The sequence below is a fragment of the Rothia nasimurium genome (genome assembly GCF_928381415.1).
Lineage (GTDB): Bacteria > Actinomycetota > Actinomycetes > Actinomycetales > Micrococcaceae > Rothia > Rothia nasimurium_H.
Genome location: NZ_CAKMSF010000005.1, coordinates 30,558 through 51,775 on the forward strand (window position 1 = coordinate 30,558; position 21,218 = coordinate 51,775).

The following is a 21,218-nucleotide window of genomic DNA, read 5'->3' on the forward strand; positions in this document are numbered from 1 at the left end:
AACCCGCCCCCTTAAAAGTGCAACTGCCCTTCACTAAGTGACGGGCAGTTGCACTTTTACGATGGCACGTACGCGAGCTCTCCTCTTGCGATTGTTCAACAATTGTGTAATCTATGTCTATGACCTAGCACGCACTATGACGCCCCCGTCGCGTGCCCGCACCCCCAAGGAGAGACATGGCAGACGCAAACGCCCTGATCACCCCCAAAGACCAGGCCGCCAAGGGGCGCCGTACAGCTCTGCTCGGCTCCCTCTTCCTCATGGCCACCAGTGCCATCGGCCCCGGCTTCATCACCCAGACCGGCCAGTTCACCTACCAGATGGGCGCAGCCTTCGCCTTCGCGATTCTGGTATCGATCCTCATCGACATCGCCGTGCAGCTCAATGTCTGGCGCGTTATTGGCGTCTCCGGCATGAAAGCCCAGGAACTTGCTAACTCCGTCCTTCCTGGCCTCGGCATCTTCCTCGCTATCCTGGTCGCCCTCGGTGGCTTCGTCTTCAACGTCGGTAACGTCGCCGGCGGCGGCCTGGGCCTCAACTCCATGCTCGGCATGGACGCCACCACTGGCGGCATCATCACCGCCGCCCTCGCTATCGGCGTCTTCCTCTCCAAGCGAGCCGGGGTTGCCCTGGACCGCATCGTCGTGGTGCTCGGCGCCGTCATGATTCTGGCAACCCTCTACGTTGCGATTGTCTCCAACCCGCCCGTCGGTGAAGCTCTCAAGAACACCGTTATTCCCAGTGAAGTGAACTTCACCGTCATCACCACCCTGGTTGGCGGCACCGTGGGCGGTTACATCACCTACGCCGGTGCCCACCGCATGCTGGACGCCGGTATCCACGGCCCCGAGTACGTCAAGGACATCTCCCGCTCATCCGTCACCGGCATCGTCATCACCGGTATCATGCGCTTCCTGCTCTTCCTCGCCATTCTGGGTGTGGTCGCTACCGGCGTAGCCCTCGATACCGATAAGTCCATCGCCGGTCAGGCCTTCGGCATCGCTGCCGGTGAGATCGGAACCCGCCTCTTCGGTCTGATTCTCTGGGGCGCAGCAATCTCATCCGTAATCGGTGCAGCCTTCACCTCGGTGTCCTTCCTAACCACCGCTAAGACTTCCGTAACCGTCAAGAACGCCCTGACCATCGGCTTCATCGTCGTCTCAACCGTCGTCTTCATCGTTGCGGGCAAGGCCCCCGCCACCCTGCTGATTGTGGCAGGTGCCGTCAACGGCCTCATCCTGCCGGTAGGTTTTGCGGTGCTTCTCTTCGTGGCAACCTTCCGCGCCAAAACCCTGCTGGGCGGCTACCGCTACCCCGCCTGGCTTATCGTAATCGGCTGGATCTCCTGGCTGCTGACCATCTACCTGGGCTACAAGTCCCTCAGCGGTATCGCCGCCCTCTGGGCAGGCTAAGCCCTCGGGTCTGCCCCAGGCCGTGGGTAACAAGGACGCCCCCGCACCACCTTTCACCACGAAAGGCGGGGCGGGGGCGTCCTGACGTTAAAAACCCTGGGTGAAGTAGTTGCGGGACTCCGCCAGGTAATCCCGCAGGTAGGCGCGGGCGGCCTCCCGCTGACCTGATTCGACCAGGTTCAAGAGGTGGGCGTTGCGCTCCACATAGGGGGCGTGAAAACCCGGCACCGTCACCTGAGAAAAGAAGAGCAGGCGCATTTCAGCCAGGATGCGTGACATTGCCTGGGTCAGGCGAGCGGAGCCTGCATGATCGACCAGGGCCCGGTGAAAATCCTGGTTGGCCCCCGCCATGCCCGCGACCGACCCGCGCTCCCGGGCCTCGCCAGCCCGGGCTAGGGCTCGGTGGGCCCGGGGGATAGAGCCAGCAGCTGCTACATCAAGGGCCGCAGCTTGAATCGCCCACCGCTCGATAAAAAGATCAGCGACCTGTTCCGGGCCGGGGTTAACCACAAAAACCCCCCGATTAGGAACGCGCTCCACCAGGTTCTGGGCCTCCAACAGCGTGAATGCTGCCCGCAGGGTGTTGCGGGAGACCCCCAAAGTAGCAGCCAGGTGCTCCTCTGTGAGCTTGGCGCCGGGGGCGAGGGCACCGGCGTCCATAGCGGAACGCAGGGTATCGGCCGCCCAATCGGTAGCCTGGGCATGGTTGGGCCGGGTACGGGCAATCTCTGCCAGGGAAGGGGCAATATCGATGCTGGTAGTCTCGGGGTTCACGGTTTCAAGTGTAGTTGTGACAACCTTGAAAAGGGTGCGCCCCTGCACATTGTTATCTTGCTCCCGAGGTTTTGTGGCCGTGACAACCACCTGCGCAGAAGTAGGTAGCAGAACCTGATTCTGCTGCAGTAAACCTCCGCCCTATAGAATATTTCTATGTCACGGCCTCTTCACCCATCTCTCGCTCGTCTCTACAAATGTTCTTTGGAGAGTGAGTTCCTTTATTTTGATGAGACCTACACATCCCCTGGCGACCCGCTTCATGAGAACAGTTTTTATGCGCTGACAGCGGTGCAGTTTAACGCTTCAGAATTGGACGTAATCCGTGCTGACCTCAGAGATATTGTGAATGGAGACTACTTCCACAGTACTGAGGCCTTACGGACCTACGAGGGGCAGAGAATTTTTGAAGAGATGCTGAAATACTTCTCTGATAACCGAGAGCCTACTTTTATTACCTGCAATATTAATCTTGCCCCGGAGGAAGACCTTGAGCAGGCACGACGCCGTTGCCTGAAAACCCTCATTGAAAAATACATTCCTGAGGTACCCTTGCTACGCGGACTTATCTTTGAAGCCCGACATGAGCGAAAAGATAATAACCGTGATAGAAGCTTCTTGAAATACCTTCGAAAGGAAGGGCTTCTAAGCGATGAAGTCGGAGCAGCATGGGTGTCTCCACAGGATGAGAGACTGTTGTGGGCTCCCGATGCTATGTGCATGGCTTATCGGCGTACTCGAACCCACAGCGATATGACAGCTCACTACTTTGAGAAGTATCTTAGCGACATAGCTCGAGTGTATGAATTTTAAAAAGATGACCCCCACCTGCCGTAGCCACAGTGGGGGTCGAGTTGCTGTGATGCTCTAGGCACCAGGGCTAACTCTACTGCCTCTAGTATCTCGAAAAGTAGTACTAAATTCAAGGTTTGGGGTAGCAATAAGCTGATCCCCCTTGTCATTAGTTTTAATCAAAATTTTTACTCAAAGACCACCAGCACCTGGCCCGCAGTCAGGCGCTCGCCTGCTTGGGCGGGGAGGTCAGCCACGGTACCGGCGGTTTCAGCCAGTACCGGAACCTCGGTCTTCATGGCCTCCAGTAGGGCCACCTGGTCGCCGGCGGCTACCTCATCGCCCACGGCAACGGTGTACTTGAGCAGGGCCCCGCCCATAGGCGCCAGTACCTGCCCGGCACCCTCCTGCCCCTGCCCGCTGGTGGGGGCGACGGCGTCCGCGCCCGAACCCAAAGAAGCAAACACCGAATCGGGTAGACCCACCCGGTGCGGGGTGCCGTCAATTTCCAGGGTGAAGCGGGTGATACCGGTGCCCGGGAAGACGCTAGCGCCTACCGGCAGCAGGGGCTGACGGTAGGACGCCTGCGCCCCGCCCCCAGCCTCGGTGCTTGTAGAGGTGGTGGCAGCGTCCTTGCCCTGGGCAAGGGAGGGGAGGAAGACGTCCTCAATCCAGGTGGTGTAGACCCCGAAATCTCCGCCTTCAGCGGTAAAGGCGGGTGCTTCAAGCACCTGTCGGTCAAAGGGCAGCACGGTTGCCACCCCGGCGATGTCCATCTGGGCCAGGGCGAAACGGGCCCGGCGCAGGGCCACCTCGCGGGTCGGGCCGGTGACAATCAGCTTAGCCAGCATAGAATCAAACTCACCGCTGACCACAGAGCCCGGGCGCACCCCGGCGTCCCAGCGGATTCCGGGGCCAGAGGGCACGGTGATGGACTCAAGACGGCCGGCTGCGGGCAGGAAGCCCCGGGCCGGGTCCTCAGCATTGATGCGGAACTCAAAGGCATGGCCAACCGGCTCAGGAGTCTCAGTAAAGGGCAGGGGCTTGCCCGCCGCGATATCAAGCTGCAGGGCTACCAGGTCAACGCCGGTGACTTCCTCAGTGACCGGGTGCTCCACCTGAATACGGGTATTGACCTCCAGGAAGGAAATGGCGCCATCAAGGGCCACCATAAACTCGGCGGTACCCACACCCACATACCCGGCAGCCCGGAAAATCTCAGCGGACGCCCGCTCAATCTGGGCTCGCTGCTCTTCGGTGAGGAAGGGGGCGGGGGCCTCCTCAATCAGCTTCTGATTACGGCGCTGCAGAGAGCAGTCGCGGGTGCCTACCACCACCACATTGCCGTGGGAATCGGCTGCCACTTGGGCCTCCACATGGCGGGGCTTCTCTAGGAAGCGCTCAATGAAGCACTCCCCGTTACCGAAAGCAGCCACAGCCTCCCGCGAAGCTGCGACGAAGGCGTCCTCAACCTCGCCCAGCTCCCGCACAATGCGCATACCGCGCCCGCCGCCACCGTGGGCGGCCTTGATAATAGAGGGCAGGCCGTGTTCCTGGGCAAAGGCGCGAGCCTCCTCGGGGGAGGTCACGGGGCCGTCCGACCCCGGCGCCAGCGGGGCGCCCACCGACTGGGCTAGCTCGCGGGCCTTGACCTTATCACCCAGGGCTTCAATGGTCTCGGGGGCAGGACCAATCCAGGTTAGCCCGGCGGCCATTACCGCCCGGGCAAAGTCAGCGTTCTCCGCCAAAAAACCGTAGCCGGGGTGAACGTCGGTAGCCCCCGAGGTCACCGCAACCGCCAGGACCTTCTCAATATCCAGGTAGGTTTCGGCTGCGCCGGTGCCCTCCAGGGCGTAGGCCTCATCGGCCAGGGCGGTGTGCAGGGCCTCGGCGTCCGAATCGGCGTAAACCGCTACCGACGCGATACCCTGGGCGGCGCAAGCACCAATAATACGGACGGCAATTTCGCCACGGTTGGCAACAAGAACTTTACGCATGCGGGGGCTCACTTTTCGGTCGGGGTAGGGGTGGTCTGGAGTGGGGTTAGCAGGGTGAAGCGCAGGCGGGCGCCGGGCGGGGCCTGGGCCAGTAGGCGCAGGTCAGCCGGGTGAACCGTGGCGATCACGGGGTAGCCGCCGGTGACCGGGTGGTCGGCCAAGAAGACCACGGGCTCACCGCTCGGCGGCACCTGGATAGCCCCAGCCACCATGCCCTCGCTGGGCAGCTCCCGGGTCACGGCCCGGGTAAGGACGTCGGTGGGATGGGCGTCGGTGAGCTGGGCGCCTGCGCCCCCGTCGGCTGGGGTATCTGCCAGCAGGAGCCTGACCCCAATGCGGTCACTGGACTGGGAGACCTCCCATGTCACTTCGGCAAAACGGCCCAGGGAGTCGGGCGTAAACCAGTCGTCGCGGGGGCCGGGCAGGGCACGGACCTCCAGCACCTTACCCGGTTCCGGCAGGGGGAGGGCGGGCGCCGGGTCAGCTACCACGGCCACCGGCGGGTTAGCCAGCGAAAGCCTTTCACCGGCCGCCAGCGGCTTCGGGCCCAGCCCGGCCAGGGTGTCGCGGGAGGCGCTCACCGCCTCGGTTCTGGCGGCAAACCCGCCGCGCACTGCAAGGTAGGTACGCAGACCGCGTGCGGGTACCCCCAGGGTCAGGGTCTGCCCGGGCTTCAGGGCAAAGGGGGCGTAGGGGCGGACGGCCAGAGGGGTGCCTGTCGCCTGGGCTGCGCCCTGCCCGGGCTCAGCGGCCTGCCCGCTGGCGTCCTCGGTTATCTGCGCTGGGGTATCCGCTCCGGTCAGGGCCAACTCGACGTCGGCTAGGGCGGTAATTTTTAGCCCGCCAGTCAGGTTCTCGAGAACGGTAGTACCCGCGCAATTACCGACCAAACGGTTAGCTTCGGCTGCCGCTTCCCGGTCAGCCGGGCCGGAAGGAGAGACACCCCAGTGGGTTAGCCCCGCTCGACCGGAATCCTGGAAGAGGGTGAGCAGGCCGGGGCTTTTAACCTCCAGCACCTGGCCGGGAACTGCTGCGGGGGCGTCCGCCTGCTCGGAGCTAACCGGGCACGAACTTGCCCGGGGCTGCTGGGCCGGGGCGGGAGCGTCCTGAACCCCTGCCTGACCTGCAGAAATCAGCTCACGCACCGCCTCAAACTGCACCTGCATACCGGGCTCGAGCAGGGCGGGCGGGTTCTGGGTGAGGTCCCAGAGGGGCGCATTCGTGCGGCCAATGAGCTGCCAGCCGCCGGGGGAGGTACGCGGGTAAATACCCGAAAAATCACCGGCCAGGCCAACAGCACCGGCAGGAACCGAGGTGCGCGGAGTGGAGCGGCGGGGAACGTCCAGCACATTATCGTGCCGGTGCAGGTAAAAGAAGCCTGGGGCAAAGCCCGCAAAGGCAACCGACCAGTGGCCGGTTGTGTGGGCGTAAATGACCGCCTGCTCGCTCATGCCCAGGTGGGTGGCGACGTCGGTGAGATCCTGGCCGTCGTAGACGACCGGGATGGTGACCGTGCGGCCGTGGGTGCGTACGTCTCCGGACGCCTGCGGCAGGTCGGGTGCGGCAAGAAAGTCAGCGGCCTGCTGGGCGGTTTCAAAGCGGACGAGCACTGTTTGGGCCGCCGGGACCAGCTCGGTCTGCCCTGCGGCAGGGTGTTGCTGCAGGTGGCCGTGCAGGTGCAGGGCATTTTCGAGGGTTCGGCAGTCAACCATAACGGCTAGTAGGCCGAAGGGCTTGACCGTATAGATGGTGGCGTCGCGCTTGCTGGCTGTGCGCCCGCTGGGTGTATGTGCGGTGGTCATGGCGCCCCTCTCTGCCCGGTTGTGCTGAACGGCCTGTCGGTGGTTGGAGTAAACGGAGAGCTCTCAACCACCGCTCATGATTGTTCAACAATTCTGGCAGATGTGGCGCCGCCCACGCAAGCTGCGCCGCCGCCCGCCTTCCTAAGCGAAGGCGCGGACGTCCGCCCCAGCCTCCTCAAGAGCTGCCCGCACCTGCCGGGCAAGAGCAACTGCACCGGGGGTGTCGCCGTGCACGCAGATGCTATCGGCCTGCAGGGGCACAACTGAGCCGTCCACGGCTACAACTTCGCGGTCCACCGCCATGCGCACCACACGCTCGGCCACAGCCTGCGGGTCGTGGATTACGGCGCCTGCCTCACGTCGGGACACCAGGGTGCCCTCAGGGGTGTAGCCGCGGTCGGCAAAAGCCTCATAGAAAACAGGAACGCCCAGGGCACCAGCCGCGCGGGCCACCGCGGAGTTGGGCAGGCAGAGAATCGGCAGATCACCCAGCTCGTGCAGGGCCTGAGCTACTGCCGCAGCCTGCACCTCGTGGTGAACAATAGCGTTGTAGAGACCGCCGTGGGGCTTGCAGTAGCGCACCTCGGTACCCTCAACCCGGGCCACCGCCTCAAGCGCCCCCACCTGGTAGATCACCGCATCGGTGAGTTCGGTGGCGGTCATATCCATGAACCGGCGGCCAAAGCCGGTCAGGTCAGGGTAAGAAACGTGGGCTCCAATCGTCACGCCGTTCTCGCGCGCCGCCCGCACGGTGGTGCGCGCAACCGAGGGGTCACCCGCGTGGAAACCGCAGGCGATATTGGCTGAAGAGACGGTCTGCATCATTGCAGCGTCGTCGCCCATGGTCCAGGAGCCAAAGGACTCCCCAGAATCAGAATTCACATCAATATGTAGGGTGCTCATGGCACTAGCCTACCGCCGCGCCTGCCTGCCGGGCGCACCTGCTGGGGTGCGGACGTCCGCCGCACCTGGGCGGGCATGTTCCCAGGGCGGGGTAAGGGGGTGCTGACGCTGATGAGGACGCCTATGACCTGGGTGAGGCTATTCGTACCGTTAATGCTACCTATACTCCGGAGTAGCAGGCGGCTATTCTAGAGGTCTCCCAGGCGCAGAAGGGTAGGTCTTTCTTCGCATAAGACCTAGAACTACCCGTGAGGACCGCGAGAAATGTGTGGGTTTGAGAAAAGCGAGCCGCTTGGCTCGCCTTCTCTCGTTTTTGTCGCTTAGCGCGGTGACCCGGCACCTCTAGGGCGTTACGGTTTCCCAGGATCCGGATGCCGCGGACCGTTCAGCCGCGTCAAGCACACGGGCTGAGGCGACGGCGTCTTGAATGGTGGCATGTCCGCTGTCTTGGCCGAGGAGAGCACGTACAAATTTCTGAGCCTCGATGATCTTTAGATCGTCGTAGCCCATGGAGGTTCCAGCACCTGGCTGAAAGCGCATGAAATCTCCCATGAGAGGGTCAGCCATAACACGGGTGTAGCCGGTGTACTCTGCGGAGTTTAGGGCAATCTCAAGCTCGTTCATGCGCTCGAAATCCCACATGAGGGATCCTTCAGTTCCGTAGATTTCAAGGGCGTAGCGGGCCCGAGGGCCGGACGAGGCACGAGAAGCCTCAAGAGTTCCAACAGCGGGTAGGCCGCTTTCATCGGCTTTGAAACGGACGAGCATTGCGGCGTAGTCTTCGTTTTCTACTGGGCCGAGTTCACCGTCTTCGACCACCGCAAAGTGGGTTGCCTGGCCCATGGGTAGAATGGGGCGTTCTGTATAGAAGGTGCTCGTCAGAGCGGAAACTTCGTCAATGGGGGCGACAATGTAGTGCATCAGATCTACAAGGTGCCCCATGAGATCACCGAGTACCCCGGTGCCGGCCTGTTCTTTGAGGAAGCGCCATGACAGAGCTCCCTTGGGGTTGGAGGAGTAGTCGGCGAAGAATACGCCGCGGACGTGTATGATGCGGCCGAGTTTTCCTTCTGCAATGATTTTTTTGGCGTGTTCAATGGCGGGGGCGTTGCGGTAGTTGAAACCTACGGCGGTATTTACCTGAGCTTCTGCTGCGGCTTGGGCGATGTCGCTGGTTTCGTCACCGGAACGTCCTGCGGGCTTTTCGATCCAGAAGGGCTTGCCCGCCTTGGCAGCTGCGATGCCCATTTCTCGGTGAAGGAAGTTGGGGGCGCAGATGGAGACGACGTCTACGTCTGGGTTAGCGAGAACTTCATGGTAGTCGGTGGTTCCGCTTTCGTAGCCGAGGACTTCTTGGGCGTACTGTACGCGTTCTTCGCTGGTGTCTGCTGCCTGGACGAGGCGGGTCTTGACCCCGAGTTCAGGGTAGACGCTGGGGAGTTCGCGGTAGGCCTTGGTGTGGACTTTGCCCATCCAGCCGACGCTGATAAGGCCGATGCCGAGGGTCTTCTTTTCGGTCATGATGTTTTACCTTTTGGTGATGTTAATGCCTGCAATGCGGGCAGCCTGGTGGAGTGCTTGGGTGGCGTATTTGATTCTGGGTTTTGGAGCAGATTGTCAATGGGCACGTGGACAGGCGGGAGGAAGCCCCCCGGTGTTAATTTCGTAGCCTGAAAGTCCTAATTTTTTTTGACGGTGGCCAGGGCTTCTGTGAGGGGGCGGTCATGCAGGATTTCACTATAGAAGCCAAGCTTCATGTTTCTCCTTTGAATGAAGTGGGTGGGTGTTTGCATGTCCTTCAGTTATTAAGTTACACCACAAGTTATTTTGTCAATATGTAAGTACAAAGATTGACAGATAGGTGTGCCGTGTAGCACGCTAGTTTATAGAGAAAACAACAACAGGCACTTGTGCCTCACTGCGCAAAGGACCGGAACAGATGAGCTACGAACTTCTTACCATGGGTCGCATCAGTGTTGATGTCTACCCCAATGACATCGGGGTCGGGCTAGAAGACGTCACTATTTTCAGCAAGTACTTGGGAGGTTCACCTGCCAACGTAGCAGTTGCAGCTGCAAAGTACGGGCACAAAACTTCAGTCATTACCCGAGTAGGTAATGACCCCTTCGGCACCTACCTGCGTCGCGAACTTAACCGATACGGTTCAGACGATGCCAACGTATCGGTTGACCCAACCTTACAGACCTGTGTCACCTTCTGTGCCATCAAGCCCCCAGAAGACTTCCCCCTTTACTTCTATGGGCGCTTCCCTACCGCCCCTGACCTGCAAATCACCGCAGACGACGTTGACATGCAGGCCGTCAAAGACGCCACAGTCTTCTGGACTACCCTCACTGGCATGTGCCAAGAGCCTGCCCGCTCAGCCCAGCTTGCCGCCCACGAAGCCCGTGGACGTGACACCCTGGCAGAAGGTCAGCACACTATCCTCGACCTGGACTACCGAGAGATGTTCTGGGAGAACAAGGAGGACGCTACTGCAGCTGCCCAGGAACTTCTCAAGTACGCCACTATCGCCATCGGTAACCGTGAAGAATGCGCAGTGGCAGTAGGTGACGGTACCCCGGACGAACAGGCAGACCGACTGCTTGATGCCGGTGTGAAAATCGCGGTCGTCAAGATGGGCGCAGAAGGCGTGATGGCAAAAACCGCTACAGAACGTGTTGTCTCAGCCCCCACCCCCGTTGAAACTGCAAACGGCCTGGGAGCAGGTGACTCCTTCGGCGGAGCCTTCACCCACGGTATTCTCTCCGGCTGGTCCCTTGAAAACGCTTTGACCTTCGCAAATGCTGCTGGCGCAATCGTCGCCTCACAGATTGCCTGTTCAGAAGCTATGCCCGTTGAAGCAGAAGTAATGGACTTCCTCAACGAGCGCAACCGCGGCTTCTAAAGAAAAAGAGGACTTCGTTATGACTATTGATCTTACCCAAGACCGTGACCCCCGCCGATATGAGCACCTTACTAAGATTCGTCTAGAGGACCCTCAGGCTGTAGCCCGCGCTGCGGAAGAGCGAACCCCCCACACCGGTCCCGTCTACGGTCGCCAGAACTTTATCGTGGCAGCAGACCACCCCGCACGCGGTGCCAACAAAGTAGGAACCAATCCCATGGCAATGGCAGACCGCCGAGATTTGCTTGACCGCCTGCTCATCGCCCTTGAAAACCCGGCTGTGGACGGCGTCCTTGCCTCCCCAGATATCCTTGATGACCTGCTCCTAATCGGAGCCCTTGACGGCAAGCTGATTTTTGGTTCCATGAACCGGGGCGGGCTCTCAGGGCTTACCAACGAAATGGACGACCGTTTCACCGGCCATACCGCCAGCTACCTCAAGTCCATTGGAGCGAACGGCGGCAAGATGCTCACTCGGATCCACTATGGAGACCCCCACACAGTAGCTACCCTCGAAGCGACCGCTAAGGCCGTTGACTCTCTGGCTGAGCAGGGTCTCTACGCTATGGTTGAACCCTTCATCTCAGAAACAGTCAACGGGGCAATTCGCAACGACCTCACCCCCGACGCCGTCATCAAATCAGTAGGTATTGCCAGCGCCCTCGGTACTAACAGCGCCTACACCTGGATGAAGCTACCCGTTGTTGATGAGATGGAACGGGTCATGGCCTCAACCACCCTACCCACCGTGCTCCTAGGCGGAGACCCCGCAAGCTCACCCGACGAGGTTTTCGCCACCTGGCAGGCTGCGCTCAAGCTACCCGGCGTCCAGGGACTTACGGTTGGCCGAACCCTGCTCTACCCCGAGGACGGCGACGTCGCCGGGGCCGTTGCGACCGCAGCTTCCCTGCTCCACCACACCGCTTAAAAGAAGTATCACTCCGGTTAGAAAGAAACCCTCATGGCTCATCAGAGAATGTCCGTCGCCCAGGCAGTCGTTACCTTCCTTGGCAACCAGTACACCGTCGATACTATCGGCGACGAAACTTTCCGGGCCCGCACTGTTCCGGGCATGTTCGGTATTTTTGGCCACGGCAACGTCGCCGGTATGGGGCAGGCCCTGCGTCAGTACCAGGAAACCGCTCCGGGTCTTATGCCCTACTACCAGGGTCGCAATGAGCAGGCCCAGGTTCACCAGGCTGTTGGCTACGCCCGCCACACCCGTCGCCGTCAGACCTTCGCGGTGACAACCTCTATCGGCCCCGGCTCCTCCAATATGGTTACCGGCGCCGCCTTGGCGACCACTAACCGCCTCCCCGCCTTGCTCTTCCCCTCAGACCAGTTTGCAACCCGCACCCCCGATCCGGTGCTCCAGCAACTGGAACGCTTTGATGCCGGTGATATCACGGTCAATGATATTTTCCGCCCCGTTTCCCGCTATTTCGACCGGGTCCAGCGTCCTGAGCAGGTCTTCTCAGCCCTCCTGAACGGTATGCGGGTGCTGACCGATCCGGTCGATACCGGTGCTGTCACCATTGCCCTGCCCCAGGACGTCCAGGCTGAGGTCCTGGATGTGCCGGAAGAGTTCTTGGCCCCCCGCGAGTGGCGGATTCGCCGTCCCGAGGCAGAAGATGTAGACATCCGTGCAGCAGTTGACGCAATCCGCTCAGCCAAGAAGCCTGTGATTATTGCCGGTGGCGGTGTCCACTATGCCTTTGCAACAGATGATCTCAAGAAGTTCGTTGAGGCAACCGGTATCCCCGTAACCTACACCCAGGCTGCCGTAGGTGTCATGGACTGGGACCACCCCCTCTGCCTGGGCGCTGTCGGATCCACCGGTTCTACTGCTTCAAACGCCCTGGTCCGTGAGGCAGACCTGATTATCGGTATTGGCACCCGCTACGAGGACTTCACCACGGCCTCCCGCACTGCCTTCCAGAACCCCGACGTTAAATTCGTCAACATCAACGTGGCTGCCTTCGACGCCTACAAGCAGGGCGCCACCGTATCTATGGTTGCTGACGCTCGCAAGGCCCTGGTTAAGCTCAATGAAGCGATGAGCGGCTTTAGCGTCTCGGGCGCTGTCCGTCAGCAGGTTGCCGACGAGAAGCAGCGGTGGGACGGCATTGTGAACGAGGCCTTCGCCCAGCGCTTCCGCCCCCTGATGAGCCAGAATGAAATCATCGGTGCCGTCAATGAAGCTATGGATGACCGGGATGTCGTTGTGTGCGCTGCCGGTTCTCTACCCGGTGACCTCCACAAGATGTGGCGGGTTAAGGATGCCTTCGGCTACCACGTCGAATATGCCTACTCCTGCATGGGTTACGAAATCCCCGGCGGTTTAGGCGTCAAGCGAGCCTCCCTGGACGCCCAAGATGGACGCGACGTCGTCGTCATGGTGGGAGATGGCTCCTACCTGATGATGCACACCGAACTGGTGACCGCAGTTGCAGAGGGCATCAAGCTGATTACCGTTCTGATTCAGAACCACGGTTACGCCTCTATCGGTGCGCTCTCAGAATCGCTGGGTTCCCAGCGTTTCGGTACCAAGTACCGCACCCTAGATGCCGAACACCACACCTTTGATACCGGCGAGAAACTACCTATTGATTTGGCTACCAACGCTGAATCGCTGGGCGCCCGCGTCATCCGCGTCGAGCCGGGCGACAACGTCCGCGAGGATCTGATCGCCGCTGTCAAGGAAGCTAAGGCCGCACCGGAGGGCTCTGGCCCCATCGTCATCCACGTTGAATCTGACCCCATGATTGACGCTCCCTCATCAGAGTCTTGGTGGGATGTTCCGGTCACCGGGCAGAGCGAACTGGAATCCACCCAGCAGGCCTACAAGACCTACGTCGAGCAAAAGGCTAAGCAGCGTCCGCTCCTTGGCTAAAGAACCTCCCCACCAGAGGTAACCGAGTTTGGGTTCCAGCCTCTTTGTTTACCCGCATAAGTCTCCATGAGCTTCGTGCTCAAGAGGCTGGAACCCCATAGATGTGTCACTTTTAGATCAAAAGAAGGAATAATCTCATGTCATACGAGGTCGTACACTTTATTCAGGGCAACGAGGTCGCCAGCGCAGGTGACGCCCGTCAAGATATCTTCAATCCTGCAACCGGTGAAACCATCGGCACCCTACATATGGGTGGTCAAGATGAGCTTCAGGCCGCCGTTGCCGCCGCTAAGACCGCTGCTGAAAGCTGGTCCGAGATTTCTCTAGCCAAGCGCACCGCCGTCCTCTTCCGCTTCCGTGAACTGCTGGTTGAGCGCACTGACGAGCTTGCTGAGCTTGTCGTTCGTGAACACGGCAAGGTGTTCTCAGATGCCAAGGGCGAAATTGCCCGAGGCCAGGAAATCGTTGAATATGCCTGCGGTATCACCAACATCATCTCAGGTGCCTACACCCCCCAGGCTGCCACCGGTATCGACGCCTACTCCATGCGTCAGCCCCTGGGCGTCGTTGCAGGCATCACCCCCTTCAACTTCCCCGTGATGATTCAGCTCTGGATGGCCCCCCTCGCTATCGCATCAGGTAACGCCTTTATCCTCAAGCCCTCTGAGCGTGACCCCTCTGCCGCTAACTTTATTGCTAAGCTGTGGAAGGAAGCCGGTCTGCCTGACGGTGTTTTCAACGTCCTGCACGGTGGCAAGGAAATGGTGGACGGTCTGCTGACCCACCCCGATGTTGACGGTATTTCCTTTGTTGGCTCTACTCCTATTGCCAAGTATGTCTATGAAACCGGAACCTCCCACGGCAAGCGCGTCCAGGCTCTGGGCGGGGCCAAGAACCACGCCCTGATTATGCCGGACGCCGATATGGACGTTGTTGCTGACCACCTGAGTGCGGCCGCCTTCGGTGCCGCTGGCCAGCGTTGCATGGCTATCTCTGTAGCGGTAGCCGTGGGTGATGCCGCTGAGGTTTCTATCGCTAAGGTTGCAGAGCGCGCCAACAAGATCAAGGTGTCTAACGGTATGGACCAAGACGCCGATATGGGCCCGCTGATTACTCCTGCCTCCCGCGATCGCGTCAAGCGCATCATTACCGAAGCAGAGCAGGCTGGTGCGGCGGTTGTTGTTGACGGCCGTAACCTGGTGGTTGAAGGCTATGAGGGCGGCAACTTTGTTGGTCCCACCATCTTGGACCAGGTCAAGACCGAGATGGCTGCTTACGGGGAAGAGATTTTTGGCCCCGTGCTGGTGGTAGTACGAGTTGAGTCTCTTGAAGAGGGTATCGAACTGATTAACTCCAACCCCTTCGGTAACGGTACCTGCATCTTCACCTCCTCGGGTGCTGCTGCCCGCCGCTTCACTCGCGATATCAAGGTTGGCATGGTGGGCGTGAATGTTCCCCTGCCCGTACCCCTGGCTAACCACTCCTTCGGTGGCTGGAACGATTCTCTCTTCGGTGAGCATCACATCTACGGTGAAGAGGGCGTACGTTTCTACACCCGCGCTAAGGCCGTTACCCAGCGCTGGCCTGAGCCCAAGCAGGCATCAGGAGCTTCCTTCAACTTTGAATCACGGTCTAATTCTTAGGTGCTACTGATGTAGTCGTCATACGCAGACCCCAGCTTCCCCGTTAGGGAGGCTGGGGCCTGTTTTTGAGAAGAAATAGATGTGTCTTATCGGAAGTCGTGGTAAGACCAAAGAGCTTATTTGATAGAATGTAATTACAAATATGGAGCTATGGTTCCGCGATCTTTCACTGGAGAAAGAAGAAACTATGCCGGAAAACAACCTTATTATTGGCACTGCCCCTGATTCCTGGGGCGTATGGTTCCCGGAAGACGAGCGTCAGACACCCTGGCAGCGCTTCCTCGACGAGGTGGCTGAAGCTGGTTACAAGTGGATTGAACTTGGTCCCTATGGGTATATGCCAACAGATCCTGAAACTCTGGCGCAGGAGCTTAAAGAGCGCGATTTGAAGGTGTCTGCTGGTACTGTTTTCACGGCTTTCCACCGGGGCCTTGACCAGTGGGACATCGCCTGGGAGCCTGCTCGCAAGGTTGCTGAACTCACCGCTGCCATGGGAGCCAAGCACATGGTTGTCATTCCTGCCCTCTGGCGTGATGATAAAACCGGACAGGCTGTTGAACCCCGCGTCCTCACCGACAAACAATGGGAGAATCTTGCAGCAGGTCACAACCGTCTGGGTGAAACCCTCCAGCGTGACTATGGGCTCTTCCAGCAGTTCCACTCCCACGCAGACTCTCATGTCGAGACTATGCAGGATATCGAAAAGTTCCTGGCAGTTACCGACCCTAAACTGGTCACCCTCTGCCTCGATACCGGGCACGCCGAGTATGGCGGCGCCTCATCGGTAGAGCTCATTGAAAGGTACCCCGACCGCATCGGTTATCTTCATCTCAAGCAGGTAGACCCCGCCGTCCACGCAAAGGTGCGGGCAGAAGATATGACTTTCAAGGACGCCACCGCCGCCGGTGTCATGTGCGAGCCCCCGAACGGTCTACCTGACTTGAGCAAGGTAATTGAAGCCGCCGAAAAGTTGGGCCGTCCCCTCTTTGGAATCGTCGAGCAAGATATGTACCCGGTAGCTAGCTTCGATGCGCCTCTACCTATAGCTCAGCGGACTAAGCAATACCTACTGGGGTGCGGATCTCGTACTACCGTAGGGTAATTCACCTACGGGGCTCGCTGTCAGATCATTTCAGGCTGTCAGAAGAGAAATCTTTTTGGGGGAATGATTCCCCGGCCGTCATTTAACAATCGTTGTGTTAGGAGCAACAATGTCGTACAAAATTTCTGCCGCACCGATTTCCTGGGGCGTTTGCGAAGTAGAGGGCTGGGGGCACCAGATGGATCCCCAGCGGGTTCTGACTGAGATGAAGGAGCTGGGCTTTGCTGCAACCGAGTTCGGCCCAGAAGGGTTCTTGCCCGATACTCCAGCGGAAAAGGCCAGCGTCCTTGAAGAATACGGTATGAAGGCAATTGCCGGGTTCGTACCCGTCGTGCTTCACAACGCTGATGAAGACCCCCTCCCCACCATCAAGCGTGAGCTAGAGGGCTTTGTAGCCGCCGGTGCCCAGACCCTGGTGCTTGCCGCAGCTACCGGCGTCAATGGCTACGATGCTCCTCGCCCGGTGCTAACTGCAGAGCAGTGGCAGACCGTCTTTACCAACCTGAAGCGAATCGAAGAGGCAGCCTCAGCTGTAGGTATTGCAGTGTCACTTCACCCCCATGCGGGCACCATGGTTGAGCAGGCAGAAGACCTGGCACAGATCCTGGAGAACACTTCAGTAAACATCTGCTTCGATACCGGGCATATGTTCATTGGCGGTATCGACCCTGTACAGTTCGCTGTTGACCACGCTGACCGTGTTTCCCACGTTCACCTCAAGGATGTCCGTCTCGACTTGGCTCGTAAGGTCCAGGATGGCGACATTACCTACTACGAGGGGGTTGTACAGGGCATGTATACCCCCCTGGGGCAGGGTGATGTTGATATTGCCCGTATTGTCTCAAGCCTGGTTGCTAGCAGTTATGATGGCTGGTTTGTTCTTGAGCAGGACAATGTGGTGGATGCTGAACCGCAGGCCGGTGAAGGTCCCCTGCTTGATGCCAAGGCCTCCTTGGACTTCTTGAAGAAATGTCTAGATAGCTAAACCTCTCAAAAAGACCGGCCTGCTCGTATCACGAGTAGGCCGGGCTTTTTGGTTTTCTAAGAGAGTGCGAAAATACTGCGGAAGGTTTGCAGGGCTTCGCGAGCAGTCTCTAAGAGCTCTTTCCTTCCCTCCTGGGTAGTGAAGTTGCCCCGGCGGTAGCCGGTCATGGACGAGAAGGTAGCACCTGTGGCTGATAGCGAGGTGAGGTCTTTTGTGGAAAAATCCCAAATCTCAACCTGGAAACCCCGGTTATGGATAGTGGTGACACGGTCAAGGAGGGGCAGACCTAGGTAGTGCATTTCAGCACAGACGGCCAACTGGTAGAGCACGGTGTTCCTTTGTGCTTAGAAGGGTATAGCAAGAGCCCCGTGGGGACGGGGCTCTTGGTGAGGTGGTCTTACTTGTAGAGGTCGGGCTTCTGATTGAGGGACACCTCAACAACAGAACCGATGTTCTCTACTGCCTGCACACCTGCTTCACCGCAGGCGGTAGCGGCGTAGCCGTCCCAGGCCGAAGGGCCAACCTGTTCGCCCGCTAGGCTTGCATCAATCCAGGCCTGAACCTCACGATCGTAAGCTTCTTTGAAGCGGGGCTCGAAGCTCTCTGCGATATCGCCGACGCCTGCTGAAAGGTGAGCCTTTTCGGTAATCGCTCGTGTGGTTACCTCGTAGCCGTAGTTGGAGACCACGTGGGTGTTGACAGTGACTAAAACGCCTGAGGTGGTTTCAATGAGCACCTGGGCGGGGTCTTTAAGGTCGGGATTGGTAACGCTTGATGATTTCTTACCTGCGCGAACCTGAACGGTAGTGATTTCTTCGTCGGTGAAGTAACGGACGGCATCGAATTCATGAACTACGGTGTCATCGATGAGGTTACGGCCGGTGTACCAATCGGGAACATCAGGGTTGACGTGTTCGAGGTTCAGCTGCAGAAGATCACCGTATTCGCCGGAGCCAATCTTGGTCTTGATGTCCATGTAGCCTGCATCAAAACGGCGCATGAAGCCGACCTGAACTAGCTTTTTGCCAGCCTTGACTTCTGCTTCAACTACGCGCCAGGCTGACTCTGAGTCGGTGGTCAGGGGCTTTTCACAGAGAATGGGCAGACCGCGGTCAATGGCGGGGAGTAGGACAGCTTCGTGAAGAAAGCCGGGGGTGGCAATAAGGACCGCGTCTACGGAATCTGACTCTAGGGCCTCCAGGAAGTTTGTGTAAACTTTTGCCCCATCAATGCCCTCAATTGAATGTGTTGCGGCTTCTTCGTTGACATCTACCACGGCTGTGACGCGGGCATTGTTCATACGGTGGTGAATGCGGTCGATGTGGTCTGACCCCATGCGACCTGCACCTACAACGGCGATGCGGAGTTCTGCGCTCATGGCTGCCCTTTCTACGGCATATCAGTCTCCTGGCGAGCGGTGTGACTGTTGTAACTTATTCTGCTTTAAGACTGGCTGACAAACTTGGTCCTGTCAAATGTTTGTTAGAACAAAGTTAACAGCGTGTTGCGAGGTTGTGCTATTGTCTGTATGACGTAACAAAGCTATAGTGGTTTATGACATAAGATTGACAGTGGGTTTCAGTGATGCCCCACACAATGACCACCCAGAGCCAATGGAGGACGGCGTGAAGATAGCACTCGACCCTACCCCCTTCCATCACAGCCACAGTCTGCTAGAATTCCCCCGTCTTGCAAAAGATCTAGGGTATGACTACCTGCAGCTGACTCCTCACGCGGACTTCATTCCTTTCTTCAACCACCCCAAAGCAGATGACGACTTGGTGCAACAACTAGCTGCCGCCTGCAAAAACGCAGAAATTGAAATCGCCTCCCTGCTCCCTGTTCTTCGCTGGTCATCCCCCGACCCTGATGCTCGTGAAGCCGCAGTCCGCTACTGGAAGCGAGTCCTGCAAATCGCTGTAGATCTTGGAGTGCAGCAGATAGGCACAGAGTTCTCGGGCCGCCCCGAACTTGCCGAAGAATCAGAACGAGCCTTCTACCGGTCAATAGAAGAGTTGCTGCCCATCATTGAACGTGAGGGTATCCATGTAGCTATTGACCCCCACCCCGATGACTTCGTCGAAGAAGGCCTTGCTGCCTGGCGCGTCATTCGCGGAGTCAATTCTAAAAACCTGGGTATGGTCTATGTAGCACCCCACACCTTCCATATGAAGGACGCCCCGCTCGATATCATGCGGGCAGCTGGGGACCGAATTCGTATCGTCCATGTTGCTGACACTATGGACCATCACCGTTCCCATGGACTCCGCTACATCACTAATCCTCCGGGCAACCCAGTACGCGTTCACCAGCATCTGAAAATCGGTGACGGCGATGTCAACTGGCAAGAGTTTTTCAGCGGTCTTGATGAAATCGGTTTCCTCAACAGCGCAGATACCGTCATGGCTTCATCTGTCTTTGCCGAGAACGAGAACGCAACCGAGGTTTCCCGTTATCAACTTTCCACTATTAGATCTATGATCCAACAGGCTCAGAAAGCATAGTGCTCATTGCTGAGTACTCGACAGAAAGTAAGGTTTTCCTATGAGTCACACACCCACAGCAGCAGAAAGTAATCTGCCTCCCCTCACCGATGGCCCCCACCGAAAGCGTCTGGGCACTGTAGCTCTTGTTGCAACTCTTGGTGGTTTGCTTTTCGGTTACGACACCGGTGTTATTAACGGCGCCATTGAGCCCATGACCGCAGAACTTGGCCTTGAGGCAAGCGGCATCGGTCTTGTAACAGCCACACTTCTAGTGGGTGCAGCTATTGGTGCATTGACTATCGGGTATCTATCGGATGCCATTGGCCGCCGTAAGACTATCCTAATTTTGGCAACAATCTTTTTCGCGGGAGCAATTCTCTGTGCGCTTGCCCCCAACCTAGGTATTCTGCTTGTTGGCCGTGTACTTCTAGGCTTGGGCGTTGGCGGAGCTTCAACCGTAGTACCGGTGTTCCTTGCAGAAATGGCCCCTTACGAGATTCGTGGTTCTCTCTCGGGACGCAACGAGATGATGATTGTGGTTGGTCAGCTTGCCGCTTTCATCGTCAACGCTATTTTAGGAACCACCCTCGGGCACCTCGACCATGTTTGGCGCATTATGCTTGCCATCTGTGCGCTGCCTGCTGTCTTCCTCTTCTTCGGGATGCTGCGCATGCCTGAATCTCCTCGCTGGTTGCTCTCTAAGGGGCGTCACGATGAGGCTCTTGCCGTCATGAAGACCGTACGTTCTGAGGAACGTGCCATCGCCGAGCTGCACGATGTTGAGCGTACCCTTGAAAAAGACGCACGTATGGTGACTCCCAGCGTTTCTTCGATGCTTAAGGATAAGTGGGTCTTCCGTATCCTTATGGTTGGTATTGCACTTGCTGTCTTCCAGCAGTTCACTGGTATCAACTCCATCATGTACTACGGCACCATCGTCCTGCAGGATGCTGGGTTCTCCCACCAGGCGGCCCTCATTGCTAACGTTGCTCCCGGCGTTATTGCCGTCCTCGGCGCCTTTATCGCCCTCTGGATGATGGAGAAGATTAACCGCCGCACTACCGTAATCACTGGCTACTCTCTGGTAACTCTCCTTCACCTTCTGATCGGTCTTGCATCCCTTGCAATTCCTGAAGATTCCGCAGCCCGCCCCTGGATTCTGCTCGTTCTTATCGTCGGTTTCGTTGGGTCCATGCAGACCTTCCTTAACGTCTCAACCTGGGTGCTGCTATCTGAAATTTTCCCCCAGCAAATTCGTGCCTTCGGCATGGGGACCGCTGTCTTCTGTATGTGGATTGCCAATGCAGCGATCTCCTTTACTTTCCCCGTTGTGCTTGAAGCAGTTGGTTTGAACACTACCTTCTTCGGTTTTGCTGTTATCAACGCCGCAGCTGTCCTGGTAATGGTTAAGTTCCTGCCTGAAACTCGTGGTAAATCCCTTGAAGAAGTAGAAGTTGGAGTAACAACCGGCGCAATCTACATTGTTCAGCCTAAGACCACGCGCTAAAGAATCTAGTGTGA

Annotated in this window: 17 protein-coding genes; 10 read left to right on the top strand and 7 right to left on the bottom strand. The window is 58.4% G+C overall.

The window, feature by feature from the left end; translation table 11 throughout:
- The first annotated feature begins 176 nt into the window (after nt 1-176).
- Complete coding sequence (locus L7A20_RS06675; RefSeq protein WP_237222851.1) at nt 177-1,412, top strand: NRAMP family divalent metal transporter; 1,236 nt, start codon at nt 177-179, stop codon at nt 1,410-1,412.
- A gap of 87 nt (nt 1,413-1,499) precedes the next feature.
- Here L7A20_RS06675 and L7A20_RS06680 read toward each other — a convergent pair whose 3' ends face one another.
- Nucleotides 1,500-2,186, bottom strand: a complete 687-nt coding sequence (locus L7A20_RS06680) for a GntR family transcriptional regulator (RefSeq protein WP_237196589.1) — start codon at nt 2,184-2,186, stop codon at nt 1,500-1,502.
- Nucleotides 2,187-2,342: 156 nt separating this feature from the next.
- Between L7A20_RS06680 and L7A20_RS06685 the strand changes: the two genes are divergently transcribed.
- Nucleotides 2,343-2,999 (top strand): hypothetical protein, encoded by a 657-nt coding sequence (locus L7A20_RS06685; RefSeq protein ID WP_237222852.1) that lies wholly within the window; start codon nt 2,343-2,345, stop codon nt 2,997-2,999.
- A gap of 167 nt (nt 3,000-3,166) precedes the next feature.
- Here the strand turns inward: L7A20_RS06685 and L7A20_RS06690 are convergent, their stop codons facing one another.
- The 4 genes from L7A20_RS06690 to L7A20_RS06705 all read right to left on the bottom strand — a co-directional run bounded on the left by L7A20_RS06690 (nt 3,167) and on the right by L7A20_RS06705 (nt 9,201).
- Nucleotides 3,167-4,975, bottom strand: a complete 1,809-nt coding sequence (locus tag L7A20_RS06690) for an acetyl/propionyl/methylcrotonyl-CoA carboxylase subunit alpha (RefSeq protein WP_237222853.1) — start codon at nt 4,973-4,975, stop codon at nt 3,167-3,169.
- A gap of 8 nt (nt 4,976-4,983) precedes the next feature.
- Nucleotides 4,984-6,777 (bottom strand): carboxyltransferase domain-containing protein, encoded by a 1,794-nt coding sequence (locus L7A20_RS06695; protein WP_237222854.1) that lies wholly within the window; start codon nt 6,775-6,777, stop codon nt 4,984-4,986.
- 141 nt (nt 6,778-6,918) lie between these two features.
- Nucleotides 6,919-7,680, bottom strand: coding sequence for a LamB/YcsF family protein (locus tag L7A20_RS06700; protein WP_237222855.1), 762 nt, complete (start codon nt 7,678-7,680; stop codon nt 6,919-6,921).
- A gap of 342 nt (nt 7,681-8,022) precedes the next feature.
- The gene (locus L7A20_RS06705; protein WP_237222856.1) at nt 8,023-9,201 is read right to left on the bottom strand and encodes a Gfo/Idh/MocA family protein; all 1,179 of its coding nucleotides are present in this window, start codon (nt 9,199-9,201) and stop codon (nt 8,023-8,025) included.
- 418 nt (nt 9,202-9,619) lie between these two features.
- On the opposite strand from L7A20_RS06705, the gene iolC reads away from it, so the two are divergent.
- From iolC to L7A20_RS06735, 6 genes are all read left to right on the top strand, one after another.
- A complete protein-coding gene (gene iolC / locus L7A20_RS06710) occupies nt 9,620-10,588 on the top strand; it encodes a 5-dehydro-2-deoxygluconokinase (protein WP_237222857.1) in 969 nt (322 codons plus the stop codon).
- 19 nt (nt 10,589-10,607) lie between these two features.
- Entirely contained in the window at nt 10,608-11,516 is a 909-nt protein-coding gene (locus L7A20_RS06715) for a Cgl0159 family (beta/alpha)8-fold protein (protein ID WP_237222858.1), read from the top strand.
- Nucleotides 11,517-11,564: 48 nt separating this feature from the next.
- Nucleotides 11,565-13,481 carry a 3D-(3,5/4)-trihydroxycyclohexane-1,2-dione acylhydrolase (decyclizing) gene (gene iolD / locus L7A20_RS06720; protein WP_237222994.1) on the top strand — a complete coding sequence of 639 codons (1,917 nt, stop codon included), beginning with the start codon at nt 11,565-11,567 and terminating at the stop codon, nt 13,479-13,481.
- A gap of 137 nt (nt 13,482-13,618) precedes the next feature.
- Entirely contained in the window at nt 13,619-15,124 is a 1,506-nt protein-coding gene (locus L7A20_RS06725) for a CoA-acylating methylmalonate-semialdehyde dehydrogenase (RefSeq protein ID WP_237222859.1), read from the top strand.
- A 187-nt stretch (nt 15,125-15,311) separates the two neighbouring features.
- Entirely contained in the window at nt 15,312-16,226 is a 915-nt protein-coding gene (locus L7A20_RS06730) for a sugar phosphate isomerase/epimerase family protein (protein WP_237222860.1), read from the top strand.
- Nucleotides 16,227-16,335: 109 nt separating this feature from the next.
- The gene (locus tag L7A20_RS06735) at nt 16,336-17,211 is read left to right on the top strand and encodes a TIM barrel protein (RefSeq protein ID WP_237222861.1); all 876 of its coding nucleotides are present in this window, start codon (nt 16,336-16,338) and stop codon (nt 17,209-17,211) included.
- Between the two features lie 56 nt (nt 17,212-17,267).
- Here the strand turns inward: L7A20_RS06735 and L7A20_RS06740 are convergent, their stop codons facing one another.
- Together L7A20_RS06740 and L7A20_RS06745 are read right to left on the bottom strand one after the other, a co-directional pair.
- On the bottom strand, nt 17,268-17,540 hold the full coding sequence (locus L7A20_RS06740) for a hypothetical protein (protein ID WP_237222862.1): 273 nt from the start codon (nt 17,538-17,540) through the stop codon (nt 17,268-17,270).
- A 68-nt stretch (nt 17,541-17,608) separates the two neighbouring features.
- Nucleotides 17,609-18,589, bottom strand: a complete 981-nt coding sequence (locus tag L7A20_RS06745) for a Gfo/Idh/MocA family protein (RefSeq protein ID WP_237222863.1) — start codon at nt 18,587-18,589, stop codon at nt 17,609-17,611.
- A gap of 247 nt (nt 18,590-18,836) precedes the next feature.
- Between L7A20_RS06745 and L7A20_RS06750 the strand changes: the two genes are divergently transcribed.
- Nucleotides 18,837-19,715: a sugar phosphate isomerase/epimerase family protein gene (locus tag L7A20_RS06750; RefSeq protein ID WP_237222864.1), complete on the top strand. Its 879-nt coding sequence runs from the start codon at nt 18,837-18,839 to the stop codon at nt 19,713-19,715.
- 40 nt (nt 19,716-19,755) lie between these two features.
- Nucleotides 19,756-21,204 (top strand): sugar porter family MFS transporter, encoded by a 1,449-nt coding sequence (locus L7A20_RS06755; protein WP_237222865.1) that lies wholly within the window; start codon nt 19,756-19,758, stop codon nt 21,202-21,204.
- The last annotated feature ends 14 nt before the right edge of the window (nt 21,205-21,218 follow it).

Excerpts from the sequence above, each read along its gene's own strand:
- L7A20_RS06675 (WP_237222851.1), top strand. The coding sequence starts at position 177 with ATGGCAGACGCAAACGCCCTGATCACCCCCAAAGACCAGGCCGCCAAG.
- L7A20_RS06685 (WP_237222852.1), top strand. The coding sequence starts at position 2,343 with ATGTCACGGCCTCTTCACCCATCTCTCGCTCGTCTCTACAAATGTTCT.
- L7A20_RS06690 (WP_237222853.1), bottom strand. The coding sequence starts at position 4,975 with ATGCGTAAAGTTCTTGTTGCCAACCGTGGCGAAATTGCCGTCCGTATT.
- L7A20_RS06695 (WP_237222854.1), bottom strand. The coding sequence starts at position 6,777 with ATGACCACCGCACATACACCCAGCGGGCGCACAGCCAGCAAGCGCGAC.
- L7A20_RS06700 (WP_237222855.1), bottom strand. The coding sequence starts at position 7,680 with ATGAGCACCCTACATATTGATGTGAATTCTGATTCTGGGGAGTCCTTT.
- L7A20_RS06705 (WP_237222856.1), bottom strand. The coding sequence starts at position 9,201 with ATGACCGAAAAGAAGACCCTCGGCATCGGCCTTATCAGCGTCGGCTGG.
- iolC (WP_237222857.1), top strand. The coding sequence starts at position 9,620 with ATGAGCTACGAACTTCTTACCATGGGTCGCATCAGTGTTGATGTCTAC.
- L7A20_RS06715 (WP_237222858.1), top strand. The coding sequence starts at position 10,608 with ATGACTATTGATCTTACCCAAGACCGTGACCCCCGCCGATATGAGCAC.
- iolD (WP_237222994.1), top strand. The coding sequence starts at position 11,565 with ATGTCCGTCGCCCAGGCAGTCGTTACCTTCCTTGGCAACCAGTACACC.
- L7A20_RS06725 (WP_237222859.1), top strand. The coding sequence starts at position 13,619 with ATGTCATACGAGGTCGTACACTTTATTCAGGGCAACGAGGTCGCCAGC.
- L7A20_RS06730 (WP_237222860.1), top strand. The coding sequence starts at position 15,312 with ATGCCGGAAAACAACCTTATTATTGGCACTGCCCCTGATTCCTGGGGC.
- L7A20_RS06735 (WP_237222861.1), top strand. The coding sequence starts at position 16,336 with ATGTCGTACAAAATTTCTGCCGCACCGATTTCCTGGGGCGTTTGCGAA.
- L7A20_RS06745 (WP_237222863.1), bottom strand. The coding sequence starts at position 18,589 with ATGAGCGCAGAACTCCGCATCGCCGTTGTAGGTGCAGGTCGCATGGGG.
- L7A20_RS06755 (WP_237222865.1), top strand. The coding sequence starts at position 19,756 with ATGAGTCACACACCCACAGCAGCAGAAAGTAATCTGCCTCCCCTCACC.